The organism is Bradyrhizobium niftali (assembly GCF_004571025.1).
GTDB lineage: Bacteria > Pseudomonadota > Alphaproteobacteria > Rhizobiales > Xanthobacteraceae > Bradyrhizobium > Bradyrhizobium niftali.
Window position 1 is genome coordinate 52,191 of the sequence record NZ_SPQT01000035.1, and the last position, 18,174, is coordinate 70,364.

Genomic DNA, 18,174 nt, shown 5'->3' on the forward strand with positions numbered 1-18,174 from the left:
TAATTCAGGGGAGCCGGCCATGACCGTCCACACCACCCCGACTGCTGCCGTCCAGACCGCCCTTCCGGCAACCGCGCTGGAGGGCGTCCTGCCCGCCGCGCCAACCCGCGTCCACCGGCAAAAGCTCAATCTTCGCAAAGCGTTGCTGATGGGCGCTGCGATCGTCGCGCTGGCCGGGGCGAGCTGGTACGGCTACGACTACTGGACCGTCGGCCAGTACCTCGTCTCCACCGATGACGCCTATGTGAAGGCCGACAACACCACCATCGCGCCGAAGGTCAGCGGCTATCTCAACCGCGTTCTGGTCGCCGATAACGAGCATGTGAAGGCCGGCCAGGTGCTGGCCCGGATCGACGACCGCGATTTCCGCGTCGCGCTCGAGCAGGCCAGGGCCGATGTCGCCGCCGCAAGTGCCACGGTGACGAGCAAGGAAGCGCAGCTCGAGGTTCAGCAGGCGGTGATCGCAGCGGCCAAGGCGACCATCGATGTCGACACCGCCGCGAAGACATTCGCAAGCCAGGAGAACACGCGCTACACCAACCTTGCCGCAACCGGTTATGGCAGCGTGCAGAATGCGCAGCAGGCGCAGGCGCGCGACGCCGGCGCGGACGCCGCGATCGCTCGCGACAACGCCAACCTCATCTCCGCACGGAAGCAGGTCGATCTGCTCAAGGCCGAGATCGTGCAAGCCAGGGCCGCCGCCGCGCGCGCAGCCGCGATCCAGCAGCAGGCCGAGCTCAATCTCGGCTACACCACGATCGTCTCGCCGATCGACGGCGTCGTCGGCAACCGCTCCTTGCGCGTCGGCCAGTTCGTGCAGGCCGGCACGCAGCTGATGTCGATCGTGCCGACTGATGGCGCCTATGTCGTCGCCAATTTCAAGGAGACGCAGCTCACGCACGTGCAGGCGGGACAGGCGGTCGACATCGAGGTCGACATGTTCCCGGGCCAGATCGTGCACGGCCGCGTCGATTCCATCGCACCCGCCAGCGGCCAGGAATTCGCGCTGCTGCCGCCCGACAACGCCACCGGCAATTTCACCAAGGTGGTGCAGCGCATCCCGGTCAAGATCGCGCTGGACACCGCGCATGGCCCCGCGATTGCGCTGCGGCCCGGCATGTCCGTGATCCCGACCATTGCAACACGTTCGACCGCGCCGACCGCGAATGCGGCCGCCGCGCCCAAAGCGAAGCTCGTCTCCGGAGGGTCGTGCCATGTCAAACAGCCTTTCAATTACGACGCAAGCAGCACCGGCCGCGACGCCTGATCGCGCCGCCGCCGATCCCAACCGCGCGAGCGCCGCGACCTGGATCGCCGTGCTCGCCGCCATGATCGGCTCGTTCATGGCGATCCTGAACATCCAGATCACCAACGCCTCGCTGCTCAACATCGAGGGCGGGATCGGCACCGGCGCGGACAACGGCTCCTGGATCTCGACGTCGTATCTGATCGGCGAGATCATCGTGATCCCGCTGACCGACTATTTGAGCCGTGTGTTCTCGTTCCGCCGCTACATGCTCGCGAGCGCGTCGCTGTTCGCCGCGTTCTCGATCGCCTGCGCCTTCACCAATGACCTGCCGTCGATGATCGCGATGCGCGGCCTGCAAGGCTTTGCCGGCGGCGTGCTGATCCCGATGGCGTTCACGCTGGTTCTGACCAAGCTGCCGAAGCCGCAGCAGCCGGTGGGACTCGCGATCTTTGCGCTATCCGTCACCTTTGCCCCGGCGATCGGTCCGACCATCGGCGGCTATCTCACCGAGACCTATGGCTGGCGCACCATCTTCTTCGTCAACGTGATCCCGACCGCGGTGATGGTGGCGGCGCTCTATCTGACGCTGGAGAAGCAGAAGATGCAGCTCGGCCTCCTGAAGGAAGGCGACTGGGCCGGCATCGTCACCATGGCGATCGGGCTGTCGGCGCTGCAGGCGGTGCTGGAGGAAGGCAACAAGGACGACTGGTTCTCCTCGCCCTTCATCGTCAAGCTCGCGGTGATCGCGGCTGTCAGCCTCACGTTGTTCGTCACGATCGAGCTCACGATCGAGAAGCCGCTGATCCGGCTGCGCCTCCTCGCTCAGCGCAATTTCGGTTTCGGCACGCTCGCGATGACCATGGTCGGCTTTGCGCTGTTCGGCTCGGTCTACATCCTGCCGGCCTATCTCGGCCAGGCGCAGGGCTACAATGCCGAGCAGATCGGCAACGTGCTGGCCTGGACCGGCCTGCCGCAGCTCGTGCTGATCCCGCTGATCCCGAAGCTGATGCAGCGTTTTGATACGCGCTATATCGCCATCACCGGCCTTCTGATCTTCGCCTATAGCTGCTTCATGAACACGGCGATGTCGCCGGACTATGCCGGCGACCAGCTCTGGATTCCGAACATCGTGCGCGCGGTCGGACAGGCCATGGTGCTGACGCCGCTGACCTCGGTGCTGACGGGCGGCATCGCGCCGCAGGACGCAGCCGCGGCCTCCGGCATCAGCAACATGTTCCGCAATCTCGGCGGCGCGATCGGCACGGCGACGCTGGCGACCATCATCACCAAGCGCGAGCAGTTCCACTCCAACATCATCGGCCAGTCGGTCACGCTCGGCCGCGAGGAGGTCCGCACCCGCATCGCGCAGATGACGGACTACTTCATCGCGCACGGCGTGCCCGACCCCCACGCCGCGCGCGAGCAAGCCATCATCGCGCTCGGCAAGACCGTGAAGCGCCAGGCGCTGGTGATGGGCTATTCCGACACCTTTGCGGTGATCGGCGTCGTGCTGGTGCTCGCCGCGATCGCGGTGCTGCTGACGCGGCGCGTGAAGGCCGCGGGAGGACCGGCGCATTGAGTGATCTCCCTCTCCCCGCTTGCGGGGAGAGGCGAAGGCCAGATCTCACTGCGCACAGAAATAGCTCGACGCCTCCGTCACCGACCCCGCCTCGTAGTGCGGCCAGGCCGGCCAGCGGCACAGCGGCAGCGCGCGGACGACTGGGAACGCGGGCGCTTCGGCCTTCTGCTCGGTCACTTCGAGGTCGCCCGGCGCCTGGTCCTTTTCGACCCAGTCGACCAGCACGCTAAGCATGTCGACATTGGCGGGCGCCCCCGAGCCGACATGATCGACGCCGGGCGCGGTGTAGAGCCGCGCGAACAGCGCCGTCGTCGCCGTACCCATCAAGCGCTCGACATTCTCGAAATAGCGGATGCCGGCATAGGGGCTTTGGGCATAGTCGGCCAAGTGCTCAAGGATGATCAGCTTGCCCTTGCGCTCGCGAAAGCGACTGAGGTCGGGATTGGTCGAGTCCATGAGGTTCGAGACCTCGAGTATCCGCGCCTTGTGCTCCTCCACCTTGTAGGTGGTGACGTCGAGCTTGGGATCGCGCGCGAACACATATTGAGTGCCGCCAGCGCCGTAGATCCAGGCGATGCCGTTGTTGGGCGCGGGCGGCTGCGCGGGCGGCGCGGTGCCGAGCCACCACGCGGTCCAGCCGCCGGTCGGACCGATCGCGGGCGTGTCTTCGCCCGAGACGCCCCAGCCCGGATAGTCGTCGAGACCGTTGGCGAGCACGAACGGGAATTTGTAGGTCGCATGCAGCGTGTTGACCGCCTTGATCTGCGCCTCGGTGAGACACTGATCGCCCGTCTTCCCGCTGGCGCAGCGCAGCGCCTCGACCTTGAACGCCGCCTTGCAGGTGACGGGATCCTGCACCAGCGCATCGTCGGAGCCATCGGCCTTGTCGCAAGCCGCCCGCACGGCCTCGCCGACCAGCTTCACCTGCGCCGGGTTGATCCAGCCGTCACCCATGGTCACGAGGCCCGAACGCGTGCCGGCATGCTGCAGGCCGACCCAGTTGATGACGGGCACGCGGGCGAAAATGCCGTCGAAATCGTCGGGATAACGCTGCGCCATGGTGAGGCCCTCGCGACCGCCCTCGGACGAGCCCATGAAGTACATCTTCTCCGGCTTCTTGCCGTAGGCGCGCTGCATCAGCGCGACGGCAACGTCGCGAACCTTCTTGTAGGCGCGATGGGCGAAGTTCTCGAACGCTTCGTCATTGAGCGCGAACAATTGCGGCGGCTCGCCTGGCTTGGATTCGTGGCCGGAGTCGGTGCCGTAGGTGACGAAGCCGCGCGCGAGCGGCGACGGCTTGTCGAACGGATAAGCCGGCGGCAGCGCAAGACCGGTGATCAGCACGCCGTTGAAGCCGCCGCCGCCATATTGCACCGACCGCCCGTTCCATTCGACGGGAAGGTTGACCTGGAATTTGATCGGCGGCGCCTTGGGATCGACGGGATCGATGTGGCCGAGCACCTTGCAGAAACCGGGGTTGGCGGGCGTGATCCGCCCCGACGGCGTCGGGCCGCGCTCGGCAACGGCGAGTTGCGATGGCGCCTGCAACGTCGCGGAATCGATCTTCACGGCGTCAGCGCCGCCGACGAGACCCTTGCAGATCGTGTCGGCATCCTCCGCCAGCGTCACCGCCGACGCGCTGCTGGCGCTCATTGCGGCCACCGCGCCCACGAGCCATGCACAGAGCTTCGCTCTCTTTTGCGTCATCGTTCCCACCCGGCGTTCGCTGTTTGTTGGATTTTGGTCCGTTGGCCGCATTGAATGCAACCTTCAACGTCCCGTCAATCGCTCACGTTCGCATTGTGATCAAAACGATCCTAACGCGCTGCCCAGCGCGATCACGGCGACCAGCGCCAGCAGCGACGTCACGATGCCGACCATCACGATGTCGAAATAGCTGTCACGGTGCGTCAGGCCGCAGATCGCGAGCAGGCTGACCACCGCGCCGTTGTGCGGCAGGATGTCAAGCGTCCCCGAGCCGATCACCGCGACTCGATGCATCAGCGAGAGGTTGATTCCGGTGCGTGCGGCGAGTTCGACATAAGTCGGGCCGAGCGCATCGAGGGCGATGGTCAGGCCGCCGGAGGCCGAACCGGTCAGCGCCGCCAGGACGTTGGTCGCGACCGCAAGCGAGACGAGCGGTCCGCCCTCGATCGCCAGCACCCAGTCGCGCACGATCGTGAACGCCGGCAGCGAGGCGACGACTGCGCCGAATCCGACGAGGCTGGCGACGCTGAACGCAGGCAGCACCGACGCATTGGCCCCCGCGTCCATGGTCCGGCGAAGCGCCGGCAGGCGGGCCCGGTTCAGCGCGATGGTCGTGACGATGGCCGCCGCCAGCGCCACCGCGACCGACCACACGCCCGCGACGGCCGCGAGCGACGTTTCGCCAAAACGCTGCTCGGCGAGATAGCTGACATCGAGCCGCGGCAGCACCACGAGCGACATCACCAGATTCACGGTGACGACGACGACCAGCGGCGCGATGGCGTTCAGCACGGGCGAAGGCCGGTCGCTGCGATGACCGTGTTGCAGTTCAGCCGGATCGAACTCGCGCGCGGTCGTTGCGCGCTCGCGCACGAGTTCGTCGGCGGCGGCCTGCTCGATCAAGCCGTCGGCATCGTCGCCATAGCCTTCTCCGGCGCGGCGGGCTGCTGCCTCGGCGCGATGCAGCCACCACAATCCTGTCACGAGCATGATGAGGGAGGCAATGATGCCGTGGCCTGGTGCGGCGAACGGCGTCGTCCCGAAGAACGGCATCGGGATCGCATTCTGGATCGACGGCGTGCCTGGCAGGGCCGACATCGTGAAGGTCGACGTTCCCAGCACGATCGCGGCCGGGATCAAACGACGCGGAATCGAAGCCGCGCGAAACAGCGAGCGGGCCATGGGAACGATGACGAAGAACGCGACGAACAGGCTGACGCCGCCATAGGTGACCAGCGCGCCGGCGAGAACGACCGCCAGGATCACGCGCCGCTCGCCAAGGCGCTCCGCCATGAAGCCGGCGACCGACGTCACCGCGCCGCTGTCATCCATCAACTTGCCGAAGACGGCGCCAAGCAGAAAGATCGGGAAGAACTGCGCCAGGAATCCCGCCGCATTCACCATGAACACCTGGGTCAGGTTCGCAAGCAACGGTTCGCCGCCGAACAGGGCAGCAACGAGTGCCGCGAACGGCGCGAGCAGAAGCACGCTCCAGCCGCGAAAGGCAAACAGGACAAGCAGGCCGAGCCCGACGAGAAGGCCGAGAAGCCCCATGTCTCAGCACTCCGTCAGGAGGACGTCGAGATCAGCGGTCGATTGCCGGCCGATGTCGGCACCATGCTCGGCGAGAAACGCGTCCGCGGCCATGCGGCCCTCGGCGCGCAGCATCGAGACGAATTCCCATTCCGCGTTGAGTTTCGAGGACGCGCCGAACTTCGTCAGCATGTCGCTCTTGATCCGGTGCGTCCGCATCTTCGCCCAGCGCGCGCCCTCGCCGCTGCCTGGGTCGGCCGCCTGACGCAGCAGAGCGATCATGCGCAGTTCCTTCATCAGCGGCGAGTTGAACGAGATTTCGTTCAGCCGGTTGAGGATTTCAGCCGCTGTCCGCGGTTCCTCCGGCCGCTCGGTCGGATTGATCTGGACGAGGATGGTGTCGTGCGCATCGCTCTCGCGAACCAGCGGCGTGATTGTCGGGTTGCCGGCGAAGCCGCCGTCCCAATAGGGCTCGCCGTCGATCTCGATGGCACGGAACATGGTCGGCAGACAGGCGGATGCCAGCAGCACATCCGCCGTGATCTCCGCGTTGCGGAAGATACGGCCGCGTCCGGTGCGCACCCGCGTCGCGGTGATGAACAGCTGGATCGGCGAGCGCACGAGGCGTTCGAAATCGATGCTCTCGGCCAGCACTGCGCGCAGCGGGTTGTAGCCGGTTGGATTGAGGTCGTAGGGCGACAACACGCGCGACATCAGATCGGTGAGGATGTAGAAGGGCGACGTATCGAGGGTCCAGCGCCCCATCAGCCGGTCGAGCGGCGAGCGTTGGAGCGGACTGAAGGCTGCGGCCCTGGAGACGCGGCGCCAGTATTGTTCGAGCGCATCACGTGCGCCCTCGGCGCCGCCGGCCGTCCAGCCGTCCGCCAGGACCGCCGCATTCATCGCGCCTGCGGAGGTTCCGGAGATCGCGGCGATCGTGAGCCATCTCTCTTCCAGAAGACGGTCGAGCACGCCCCAGGAGAAGGCGCCGTGCGAACCGCCACCCTGCAGCGCGAGGTCAATCAGTACGACGTCCCGTTCCATGGCGGCACCGACGCAACTGAAGCTCAAATTCGACGCGATTTGTAACGCGCCGAAGATGGCGGCAGTTTAGAGAGCCATGGCCGTAGAATGCAACCAGAACGTGGGCGATTTAGTGCTCGAATACCAGCCTTGCGCCGACCGTGCCGTCGAGGGCGCGGATCTGCTGGAGCAGCGTGGCCGAATCCTGACCGGCGAGATCGGCGTCGAGCACGACGTAGCCGAGGTCGCCGGCGGTCTCCAGATATTGCGCGGCGATGTTGATGTCGCGCTGGAGGAAGACCTCGTTCAGCCGCCGCAGCATGCCCGGTACGTTGCGATGGACATGGCTGAAGCGCGCGCCGGAGGGACGCAGATGCAGCTGCACCTCCGGGAAATTCACCGCGCCCATGGTCGAGCCGGTGATGAAATAGTCGACCAGCTTGCGGGCGACCTCGCCGCCGATGCGCTCCTGCGCCTCTTCGGTCGAGCCGCCGATATGCGGGGTGAGGATGACGTTGTCGAGGCCCTGCACCGGGCTCTTGAAACGATCGGAGTTCGAGGACGGCTCGACCGGAAACACGTCGATGGCGGCCCCGGCGATGTGACCGTCGCGTAAGGCGCGAGCCAGCGCATCGAGATCGACCACGGTGCCGCGGCTGTTGTTGATCAGGAACGAGCCCGGCTTCATCGCCCGCAGTTCCTTCTCGCCGATCATGCCGGCGGTCTCCGGGGTCTCCGGCACGTGCAGACTGACGATGTCGCTCTGCGCCAGCAGCTCTTCGAGTTTCTCGACCGGCTCTGTGTTGCCGTGGCGGAGCTTGTCGGTGCGGTCGTAATAGATCACGCGCATGCCCATTGCCTCGGCCAAGGTCGAGAGCTGCGAGCCGATATTGCCGTAGCCGATGATGCCGAGGGTGCGGCCGCGCACCTCGCGGCTGCCGGTCGCGGACTTGTCCCATCCGCCGTCATGGGCCGAGACCGAGCGTGGAAAAATCTGCCGCAGCAGCATCACGATCTCGCCGATCACGAGCTCGGCGACGCTGCGCGTGTTGGAGAATGGCGCGTTGAAGACGGGAATACCGCGCTTGCGCGCCGCCAGCAGATCGACCTGGTTGGTGCCGACGCTGAAGCAGCCGACCGCAAGGAGCTGATCGGCGGCCGCCAGCACGTCGTCGGTAATCTGGGTGCGCGAGCGGATGCCGAGCAACGACACGCCCTTGAGCGCCTGGCGCAGCGCCTCGCCGTCCAGCGCCTTGGTCAGACGCTCGACATTGGTGAAGCCCGCGCTCCGGAACAGGTCCACGGCACTGTCATTGACGCCTTCGAGCAGCAGCGCCTTCGCGCTCCGCTCAGGGCTTTGGCCTGGGGCTGGCATAGGATCTCCATGAATGGCGGCTTTGCCGCAGCTCATAAACCGCGGACGAGGCGCAGCACAATAGGGTTTGGATACGGGAACAAGATGGCAGCACGACATTGAAGGGGCTGTCAGGGCCCTCCCGCCTCCGCGTAACCGGTCCTGGCTTTCGCCAGCAGTTGTGGCGCGAGAGCTTAACCGCGAGCCTTCGCCAAACCCAATCCTGGGGTAATGGGTCCTGGATCAGCGCTCGCTGCTGGACAACGCTACGCGTTGCCAAGCGCTCGCTTGTCCAGGACGACGGAAAGATTTTCCCAGCATCGCGACGGTCTCAAATCACATAAAACCCATGCGTGCCATCGCGGCGCAGCTGCTCGACGAGGCCGTATTCCCAATCGAGGTAGGCCTGCATCGCACCTTCGGCGACATCGGTCCCCTCATAGGGACGGCGGTAGCGGTGCGCCGGATCCGGCTTCGGCAGCACGAGCGGCGGACCGACCTCCAGCGCGCCGTCATAACCGCCCTCGAGCACGTACACCTCCCAGCCCATCTGCGCGAGCCAGGACGCCGTCATGTCGGCGCGCACGCCCCTGTCGTCGGTCAACAGAATGCGCGCGCCGCGCACCGGTGCGGCCATGTCGGTCTCCTGGACGAGCTGACCGCCGGGATAGTGGCGAAAGCCCGGAAGGTGGCCAGCCGCATAGTCCTCCGCATCGCGCACGTCGAAGCGGTAGAGCGTGCGATCGGTCTGCGCGAGCAGCGCAGCCATCTCGCTCGCGCCGATGTGGCGGACGCCGGCGCGATAGGCGACGTCGCGGGCATTGACTGGACCGCCTTCGAACGGTCCGATCGCCCCGCGCCGATCGGCGCCGTGGTTGAGCGCATGCCGTGCCAGCGTCCAGCCGATGGTGCCGTTGCGCAGCGCGCGGACCTTGTTGGGCACGCCGGCATTGATCAGCGACTGGGTGCCGATGATCGAGCGCGTCCGCCCGGCGCAATTGACGATGATGGTGGTGTCGGGATCGGGCGCGGCTTGGCCTGCCCGCAGCACCAGCTCCGCGCCGGGCACGCTGACCGAGCCCGGAATGTTCATGGTCGCATATTCGTCGAAGCGGCGGACGTCGAGGATGGCGATGTTGGCCTTGTCCGCAATCAGTTTTGCCACTTCGTCAGCGCTGAACGACGGCGTGTGCCGGCGCGCCTCGACCAGCTCGCCGAACGCTTTCGAATAGGAGTTGACGTCCTCGAACACCTGATAGCCCGCGTCGCGCCAGGCCTTCAGCCCGCCATCGAGCGCGCGGACATTGCTGTAGCCGAGCGCAGCCAGGCATTCTGCTCCGGCCGCGACCAGCCCCTCACCGTCATCATAGAGCACGACCGGCACGTCTTTGCGCGGCAGCCTCACCTCGGCTTCGACCGCAATCCGGTTCGCGGCCATGTTGGCAGCGAACAAGGGATGGCCGGTGGCGAACGCGGCCTCGTATCTGAGATCGAGCAGCGCGATCTCCTCGCGCAGCAGCAGCGCGCGGCGGATATCGGCGGGGGTGACGGTCGGGATCGTCATCGGACATGCAGCCTTCGAAGTTTGAACAGGGCGCTTTTGGCCGATTGCGGACCGCTTGACCAGCCCGACGGGGGCATGCCCTCCCGCTCTGCGGCGTGCAATCCCGTGGAGCCGCTGAAAAGAAGCATGTTGTCCGCCCGCGCGGGGCGGGTAAAGTTCCGATTCGTGCGTGGGGGGAGGGGCAGCATGCGAACCATAAAATTCCTGGTGGTGTTTCTGGTGCTTCCGGGTGCGGCCATGGCCGCGCTGACCAATGCGGAGCGCAAGTCCCAATTCGAGCGGGCGATGGCGTCGATCGTAGCTGCGACGACGCCGACCGTGTTCGGCTTTGTCCGCGACACGCTGATCAAGGACTACGTCGCCTGCAAGCCCAACAAGGGGCAGGCCGTGGAGCTCATCAGCGCGAGCTATTTTCGGTCCTGTGAGCACGAGGACGCATCGGCCACCGGTGAGCGCTCACTGGAAGCGTGCCAGTTGCGCTATGGCAAGCCGTGCGCCCTGCTGGCGGTGAACGAGGAGATCGTCGCGGAAGGCGAACTGACAGCGCGGGACATGCCGCGTCTGCATTATGCGGGCAAGTATGACCTGTCCCAGATTCCGATCATCCGGCGGGTGACGCGACAGCGCCCCGACGTGCAGAACTACGATAAGGCCATGGAGCCGAAAGCGATGGCCATCCACCCCTGGGGGAAGCTGTTCATCTCGGCGGGCGATGCGAGCTTGAACGATGCCCAGGCCTCCGCACTGGCAAAATGCAACAGCGATCCCACGCGAAATGGCAGGGATGGCGGCTGCTTTGTCTACGCCGTCAACAACGACGTCATCATTGATGAACGGCACATGCAGCCGAAGTGACGTGTCGATCTCGTGACTCGATCCAGGCGGATTCGACCAGCGGCTTGTCGGATCACTCGCCCGGAACGAGGCGCCCGAGCGGCGGTTGCGCGGGGCGCCGCAGCTTGCGGCGCGACAGGTAGAGCAGGATGCCGGTGACCGAGAACAGCGGCATCAGGGCTGCGGCAATCATGAACGCGAGCTTGCCGGGCCAGCCGAGGACCGCGCCGCGATGGATGTCGAGCACGTTGGCGATGATCTTCTCGCCGAACGTCTTGTCGGCGTAACGCTCCGCCGAGACCAGTTGACCGGTGACGGCATCGACGCGGAATTCGTCGCGCGTAGTATCGAGCGTGGAGTCCTTCCCCCACGACCGGATCCGGATCGCCGTGCCGGGGCCGGCCGGCAGCGTCAGCAAGGCCCTGGCGAAGCGGTCACCCTCCTCGCGCCGGAACGTCGCCCAGGCACGGTCGAATCCGATCGGCACGGCCGGCTCGGAAGCGGCCGCCACGCGCGGCGCCTTTGCGGACATCTTGGGCTGCATTTTCGCGGCGACGACTTCCGGGCGCGACAGCAGCCAGACGACGCCGTCCTTGTACCAATCAAACGAGTACCAGAGCCCGGTGAGCGTCATCACCAGATAGACGGGCAGGACCCAAGTGCCGATGACGGCATGCAGCGACCGGTGCAGCCCGCGGCCGCTGAGCCCGAGATTCGGCTTCAGCCACATCTTCACGCTGCCGGCACGGCGTGGCCAGCGCAGCACGAGGCCCGAGACCAGCATGACGATCAGGCCGAGCGCGGCGACACCGGTGATCTGGCGCCCCCAGCCCTTGGCGTCGCCGGGGATGAGCAGCCAGCGATGCAACCTGCGAACGGTCGCGAAAAACTCTTCGCCGCGCGGCGAGCCCAGCACGCGCGCGTCATAGGGGTCGACATAGAGTGAAGCCGGCCGCCCACCCTGCTCGTCGCGGCCGAAGCGGACACGCACGGCCCCGGCCGGATCGCTCGATAGTGTGACGGCCGAGACCTTGCCGAAATCCTGCCCCGCTCTCAGCCGCGCGATCAGTTCGTCCGGCATCAGCGCCGGCGCGGAGCGTGGCGCAACCTGCATGATGCCGGCGTTGAGATGATCGACGATCTCATCCTCAAAGCTCATGATCGCGCCGGTCAGCGCGATCAGGGTCAGCAGCAGCGCGAGCCCGAGGCCCGCGATGGAATGGACCTCGTGCAGAACGGCCTTGATCGCGCGCCCCCGCTCACGCATCGATACTGGCCTTCCTGGCCGACACGACCAGCAAACCCGTGTCTGTGCGCGGCGTGCCCATCGCTAGAACTTCACCGTCGCCGACAGCGAGAAGCGCCGGGCATCGCCGATCGCGACGTTCAAGGCGTTCCCGGTGCTGGACGTATAGTAGAGCTTGTCGAACAGGTTCTTGATGTTGAACTGATAGGTCACGGGCAGGTTGTCGACCTTCGTGTCGTAGGTCGCGAAGACGTCTGCAACCGTATAAGCTGGCAGGAAGAACGTATTGGCGGAGTCGCCCGGCCGGTCGCCGACATAGTGCGCACCGCCGCCGAGCCGGAGACGTCCGGGCAACCGGTCGCCGAAGTCATAGACAAGATAGAGCGAAGCCGTGTTCATCGCGGCGTTCAACAGCTTGGCGTCGCCGTTGACGGGATCGCCCTCCAGGCGAGCGTCGGTATAGCCATAGCTCCCGATCATGCTCCAATCGTCGGTCAGCTTGCCCGTCACGTCCAATTCCACGCCGCGCGACCGCGCCTTCGCGGACGTCCGTATCGCGATGACGTTGTTGCCAAGATCGTCGCGGACCAGCACGTTCTTCTTCTCGATGTCGTAGATCGCCAAGGTGCCGGACAGCCGCTTGTTGACGTCGAATTTGACGCCGGTCTCCCACTGGGTTCCCTCTTCGGGCGCAATGGTGGAGTCGACGACGAAGCCAGTGGGAGCACCGGAGAAAAGCGCGATCGTCGAGGTCGGCTTCAGCGACTGCGTATAGCTCACGTAATACGAGAGCTGATCGTTCAGCTTGAAGATGACGCCGCCGAGCGGCAGCACCTTGTCGCCAGCCAGGTTGGTATTCGTGACGAACAAGGGCCGGCCTTTTCCGGCGAGCTGCTCGTATTCCATCCAGCGCACGCCGCCGACCACGGACAGCGAGTTGGTCAGATGGAACGTGTCCTGGGCAAAGAAGCCGCGGGTGCCTAGCTTGTCGGTCTGCTCGCTATCGACGGCAGAAAGGGTCGTGCCCGGCGCGACCAGCCCGTAGACCGGATTGTAGAAATTGAAGCTTGGGGTCGCCTGGCGAATCAGGTCGCGGCGGTCGATCGTGCGATACAGCGCCTCGCCGCCGAACAGGATCTCGTTGCGAAAACCGCCGACCCAGACGTCACCCTGCAGATAGGAGGTGCCGTAACTGGCGTTGCTCAGCGAGTTCTGGGTGCCGTCGTTGCTACGGGTCTCGACGCCGGTCTTGGCGTTGACGTTGGTGATGCGAAGCTGATTGGCGCTGTAGGTCTCGGTGTTGTAGCTGTAGGCCGCCGTGACCTTCCAATTGTCGTCGAGCTTCTGCTCGACCGAGCCCTGCACGAGGTCGGAGGTGCCCCACATGTTGTTGAAGGGCTCGTCGAGCCGGCGCGTCTTCGGGATCGCCAGCGGAGCGCCGCTGACGAAAGCGGTGCCGCGGTCGAACGGGGAGATGAACTCACGGTGCTCATAGGTGAGCTGGACCGTCGTGGTGTCGCCGTACCAGGCCAGCGACGGGTTCACCAGCATTTCCCGGTGGCGACCGAAATTGCGCCAATAGTCCTCGCTGACGCCGTAGCCGATGAAGCGATAGGCGAGACCGCCGTCGCCGATCGGACCGGTGATGTCGAGCGTGCCGTCAGCACCGCTGCGATTGTTCGCATAGGTCGAGCCGAGCAGCGTGACCGAGCCGTGCTGGTAGAGCTCCGGACGTTTGCTGATGGTGTTGACGATGCCGCCGGGATCCATGATGCCATAGAGCAGCGAGGCCGGTCCCTTCAGCACCTCGACGCTCTCGACCGCGGCGTTCAGGCTGCGGCCCTGCACCAGCGGCATGCCGTTGCGCATGATCGAGCCGTCGCGGTTGTCGCCGAAGCCGCGGCAGATCACGGCGTCCTGGGTGCCGGCGAGCGTGTTGGTCTGGGTGATCCCGCTGATGTTGACCAGCGCATCGTCGATGTTGCGCGGCAACTGGTCCTTCAGGACCTGGGCAGGCACGACGTTGACGGTCTGCGAGGTGTCGAGCGGCGATGCGCCCGAACGCAGCGTGGTCGCGCTCGGCATCGCACGGTAGCCGAGCTTGGCGGCTTGCTGCGCGGCGGCCTCCGCGGCCGCGCGCTCCGATGGCGTCGACGCTGCCGGCGCGGCATTGCGATTGCGCTGGCGCGCGGCGGCCTGGGTGCGGCGTGAGGACCGCTCCGATGCGCGCGCCGGTTTCGGCCGCTGCGCCGGCGCTTCCACCGTCACCGCTGGCAGCGCCGATTGCGCCTGCGCAGACGTCGTGTTGGAGGGGCATTCGGCGAGCAGCACCGCTGCTCCCATGAGAAGACCTGCACGACTCCCGCCGGCACGAATTCGATGACCGCTGACGCGGTCATCCAGATGAGCACGCACTTTCGATTCACTTCCAAGTCAGACACGGCATTGCAGCTGGCGCGTCTAACAGCCGTTGCGGGTGAAGAGAACCGTAGGCGGAATTGAATCGCTCTAGTGTTGAATGGTTCTAAGCGCAGATCAACGCGAACCAGCAATCATGGATTGTTCTCGCGCCGATCGCGACACGCTGCGCGCGAAATTCGCGGCGGCTTGTCGCGACATTGCGGGATTTCATGCGATGGCAGGGCTCGTCAGCTCGTCGAGCTTCCGCTTGAGCGCGGTGCCGTCGGACAAGGCCCGCAGCGGCGGGCGCACCCGCAGCCACGCTGCATCGCCGGTCTGCGCGGCGAGAATGGCCTTCAGCGTTGCGAGGAAGGATGGCGTCTTCACCACGATGTCGATCGCCGCTTGCATGCGTGCCTCGACATCCTTGCCGCCGATCATCGCCTTGACCAGCTCCGGCGCGATGTTGGCCATACCGCAGATGGTGCCGGCACCGCCGACGGCGATGGCGCGGGCGATGTCGGCTTCGTTGCCAACGGTGATCGCGAGCTCGGGGCTGGCCGCGCGGAACGCCTCGAACTGCTTGAAGTCGCCGCTGGAGTCTTTCAGGCCCGCAACCACCTTGCCGTAACGCTTGCGCAGGCTCGCGGCGACCGTGGTCGGGATCGCAACGCCTGAGATCTGCGGGATGTGATAGAGATAGGCACGCAGGCGATCGTCGGCAACGCCGTCGATGATCGCGGCGAAGGCGTCCTCGATACCCTCGGGCGTGACGCTGCGGTCGAAGTAAGGCGGCAACAGCAGCACATGGCGCAGGCCGAGGCCGAGCACGGCGCGCGTCAACGCGATGCTGTCGCTGATGGCGGGGAAGCCGCCGCCGATTCCGATGCGTTCCGGCGCGACACCGGCCTTGAGCATGGCCTCGATGGTCGCGACGCGTTCGGCGACGTTGAAGGAGGTGCCTTCGCCGGTGGTGCCGAACAGCACGACGCCGTCGACGCCTTTGCTGAAGAGCTGCTTGGCGTGGGCGGCGAGCCGGCCGTGATCCACACCGCCATCGGTCGCCAGCGGCGTCGCCGACGCCACCCAGAACCCGCGAATCGCCTCCGTCATCACACCACCCTTTGCTGCGGTCCCGGACTAAGCCACTGATCCCTAACGATCTTCTGCGCCTAGCGGAGCCTCGTTTTTGCTTTACTTTTCACCTTGTACCTTACATACAAGACGGACGCAAATCCCATCGCAGCAGACGCGCGACAGACGCGGCCGGATTTTGAGGAGGTCTTGCATGGACATGGTGACTCCCGTGGAGCGTCCCGACCAATTGCTCGCCGCCTTGCGCGACAAGCTCGGCGGCGCCGCCGTGCTGATCGGCACTGATGTGCCGGCGCGGAATTTCAACGACTGGAGCGCGAGCCTGCCGCAAACGCCGCGTGCGGTGATCCGTCCGCTCGATGCGCAGGGCGTTGCGGAAACGATTGCCACCTGCCGGCAGGCGGATCTGCCGTTCGTGCCGCAGGGCGGACTGACCGGGCTGTGCCGCGGCGCCTCGCCTGAAGCAGGCTGGGTCGCGATCTCGCTGGAGCGCATGACCGGCATCGAGGAGATCGATCGCGCGTCCGCGACGATGACGGTGAAGGCGGGCACGCCGCTGGAGACGATCCAGAAGGCCGCGGACGAGGCCGGCTTCTTCTTTCCGCTCGACCTCGGCTCGCGCGGCTCCTGCGCGATCGGCGGCAATCTCTCCACCAATGCCGGCGGCAATCGCGTGATCCGCTACGGCATGACGCGCGAGCTGGTGCTCGGTCTCGAAGTGGTGCTGCCGGATGGCACCATCATCACCAATCTCAACAAGCTGATGAAGAACAATGCGGGCTACGACCTGAAGCATCTCTTCATCGGCTCGGAAGGCACGCTCGGCATCATCACCCGCGTGGTGCTAAAACTGTTCCCGAAGCCGCGCTCGACCATGGCCGCGCTGTGCGCCTTGAAGGACTATGCCGCGGTGATCGCATTGCTCGATGCCGCGCGCAGCGGGCTCGGCCCGCTGCTGTCGGCGTTCGAGGTGATGTGGCCGGATTACTGGGACGTGATCACGACGCGCGCCGGCGTGAAACCGCCGGTCGCCGCAGGCCACGGCCTCTACGTGCTGGTGGAGGCGCAGGGCACCGACGAGAGCCTGGATGCGCCGCGCTTCCAGGCCTGGCTCGAAGAGCTGATGGAGCGCGGGCTGCTGGCCGATGCCGCGGTGGCGCAATCGCTGGCGCAGACGCAAGCCTTCTGGCGGGTGCGCGACATCTGCGCCGAGTTCGGCCAGGTGCTGGGCCCGCACATCTCCTACGATATCGGCCTCGCCGTGGCGCGGATGGACGAGTTCGTCACGCGCTGCAAGGCCGCGCTCGCCGACGGCATCAAGAGCTGCGAGAGCGTCTATTACGGCCATATCGGCGACGGCAATCTGCACCTCGTGTCCTGGGTCACGGGCCTCACGGTGGCGCAGCAGCCAAAGGAAGAGATGGACACGATCATCTACGGTCTCGTGCGCGAGATGGGCGGCAGCGTCTCCGCCGAGCACGGCATCGGCACGCTGAAGAAGCAGTGGCTGGGCCATGCCAGGAGCGAGGCCGAGATCGCGCTGATGCGGACGCTAAAGGCCGCGCTCGATCCCGATCATCTGCTCAATCCCGGCAAGGTGATCTGAGAGAGCAATGCGATCACTCAAGCTCGATACGCCCAAATCGCTGTCGCAGCGGGTGATGCAGCGGCTGCGGCAGGCGATCATCGACGGCGAGTTCGCGCTCGGCGCCGCGATCTCCGAGGAGATGGTGGCGAATTCCTTCGGCGTCAGCCGGACGCCGGTGCGCGAGGCAATGGGCCAGTTGCAGGCGCAGGGGCTCGTGGTGATCCGCCCGCAGGTCGGCAGTTTTGTCTTCACCCCGAGCGACGAGGACATCGCTGCGCTCTGCACCTTCAGGATCGCGCTCGAGCCCAAGGCCGCCGAACTCGCCTTCCGTCACGATCGCGACGGCGCCGTCGCGACGATGAGCGCCGCGATCGCGGCGATGGAGCCGGCGATTGCGGCACGCGACAACATCGCCTATGGCCGCGCCGATGCCGCTTTACACGAGGCGCTGTTCGCCCATTGCGGCAACCGCTACCTCGTCGAATCCTACCAGCTCGTCTCCGGCCGCGTCGCGGCGCTCCGCACCAACCTGACCTCGCCGATCGACGTGCGGACCCGCTCGTCCTTCGACGAGCACCGCAAGCTGCTGGATCTGTTCGCGCGCGGCGAGTTTGCGGCGTTCGAAGCGCTGATGACCACGCACATCACCAATTCGGGCGTGGTCTACGCCAAGGCCTTGAAAGTCGAGGCGCTGAAAGTGGATTGAGCGATTCTATCGCCCATCCTCCGGACCCGGCCTGTCCAGGAAATCCAGCGCGGTGTTGATCTGCTCGAGCTGATGCTCGATCCTGTCGCGGTCCTCCACGGTTTGCGCCATCTCGAGTTCCTCTACGAGCTTCTGCTTCCGCGCCAGCAAGTTCTCTATGACCGTACTCACAAGTCCCCCATCACCCCGAAGCGAGCAGCAAGGCAAAATCCGGTTGCGGGCACTGGCGCCGGGATGGTCCGAGGCGCGCGCGAGCAGAGCTCGCGCCGGTGCCTGGGTCAGAATGCTCGCGAAGG

Annotated in this window: 13 protein-coding genes; 5 read left to right on the plus strand and 8 right to left on the minus strand. The window is 65.8% G+C overall.

The window, feature by feature from the left end; genetic code table 11:
- Positions 1–19: 19 nt before the first annotated feature.
- The gene (locus E4K65_RS39885) at positions 20–1,267 is read left to right on the plus strand and encodes an HlyD family secretion protein (protein WP_167771529.1); all 1,248 of its coding nucleotides are present in this window, start codon (positions 20–22) and stop codon (positions 1,265–1,267) included.
- Entirely contained in the window at positions 1,215–2,828 is a 1,614-nt protein-coding gene (locus tag E4K65_RS39890) for a DHA2 family efflux MFS transporter permease subunit (protein WP_167771530.1), read from the plus strand. The genes E4K65_RS39885 and E4K65_RS39890 overlap by 53 nt, the downstream gene beginning before the upstream one ends.
- Before the next feature lie 45 nt (positions 2,829–2,873).
- On the opposite strand, the gene E4K65_RS39895 is transcribed toward E4K65_RS39890, so the two are convergent.
- The 5 genes from E4K65_RS39895 to E4K65_RS39915 form a co-directional block, all read right to left on the minus strand.
- A complete protein-coding gene (locus E4K65_RS39895; RefSeq protein WP_167771531.1) occupies positions 2,874–4,535 on the minus strand; it encodes a tannase/feruloyl esterase family alpha/beta hydrolase in 1,662 nt (553 codons plus the stop codon).
- A gap of 99 nt (positions 4,536–4,634) precedes the next feature.
- Positions 4,635–6,089, minus strand: coding sequence for a GntP family permease (locus E4K65_RS39900; protein WP_135178760.1), 1,455 nt, complete (start codon positions 6,087–6,089; stop codon positions 4,635–4,637).
- A gap of 3 nt (positions 6,090–6,092) precedes the next feature.
- A complete protein-coding gene (locus E4K65_RS39905) occupies positions 6,093–7,112 on the minus strand; it encodes a patatin-like phospholipase family protein (protein WP_135178761.1) in 1,020 nt (339 codons plus the stop codon).
- Between the two features lie 109 nt (positions 7,113–7,221).
- Positions 7,222–8,466, minus strand: coding sequence for a phosphoglycerate dehydrogenase (gene serA, locus E4K65_RS39910; protein WP_135178762.1), 1,245 nt, complete (start codon positions 8,464–8,466; stop codon positions 7,222–7,224).
- Positions 8,467–8,776: 310 nt separating this feature from the next.
- Positions 8,777–10,009 carry a rhodanese-like domain-containing protein gene (locus E4K65_RS39915; protein ID WP_135178763.1) on the minus strand — a complete coding sequence of 411 codons (1,233 nt, stop codon included), beginning with the start codon at positions 10,007–10,009 and terminating at the stop codon, positions 8,777–8,779.
- Between the two features lie 237 nt (positions 10,010–10,246).
- Between E4K65_RS39915 and E4K65_RS39920 the strand changes: the two genes are divergently transcribed.
- On the plus strand, positions 10,247–10,864 hold the full coding sequence (locus tag E4K65_RS39920) for a hypothetical protein (protein ID WP_135178764.1): 618 nt from the start codon (positions 10,247–10,249) through the stop codon (positions 10,862–10,864).
- Positions 10,865–10,916: 52 nt separating this feature from the next.
- On the opposite strand, the gene E4K65_RS39925 is transcribed toward E4K65_RS39920, so the two are convergent.
- From E4K65_RS39925 to E4K65_RS39935, 3 genes are all read right to left on the minus strand, one after another.
- Positions 10,917–12,110, minus strand: a complete 1,194-nt coding sequence (locus E4K65_RS39925) for a PepSY-associated TM helix domain-containing protein (protein WP_135178765.1) — start codon at positions 12,108–12,110, stop codon at positions 10,917–10,919.
- Between the two features lie 63 nt (positions 12,111–12,173).
- Entirely contained in the window at positions 12,174–14,432 is a 2,259-nt protein-coding gene (locus E4K65_RS39930; protein ID WP_235885930.1) for a TonB-dependent siderophore receptor, read from the minus strand.
- A 285-nt stretch (positions 14,433–14,717) separates the two neighbouring features.
- Positions 14,718–15,602, minus strand: a complete 885-nt coding sequence (locus E4K65_RS39935) for a dihydrodipicolinate synthase family protein (protein WP_167771532.1) — start codon at positions 15,600–15,602, stop codon at positions 14,718–14,720.
- Between the two features lie 175 nt (positions 15,603–15,777).
- Here E4K65_RS39935 and E4K65_RS39940 point away from each other — a divergent pair, with 175 nt between their 5' ends.
- Complete coding sequence (locus E4K65_RS39940; protein ID WP_135178768.1) at positions 15,778–17,190, plus strand: FAD-binding oxidoreductase; 1,413 nt, start codon at positions 15,778–15,780, stop codon at positions 17,188–17,190.
- A 7-nt stretch (positions 17,191–17,197) separates the two neighbouring features.
- Positions 17,198–17,878: a GntR family transcriptional regulator gene (locus E4K65_RS39945; RefSeq protein ID WP_135178769.1), complete on the plus strand. Its 681-nt coding sequence runs from the start codon at positions 17,198–17,200 to the stop codon at positions 17,876–17,878.
- Positions 17,879–18,174 lie beyond the last annotated feature (296 nt).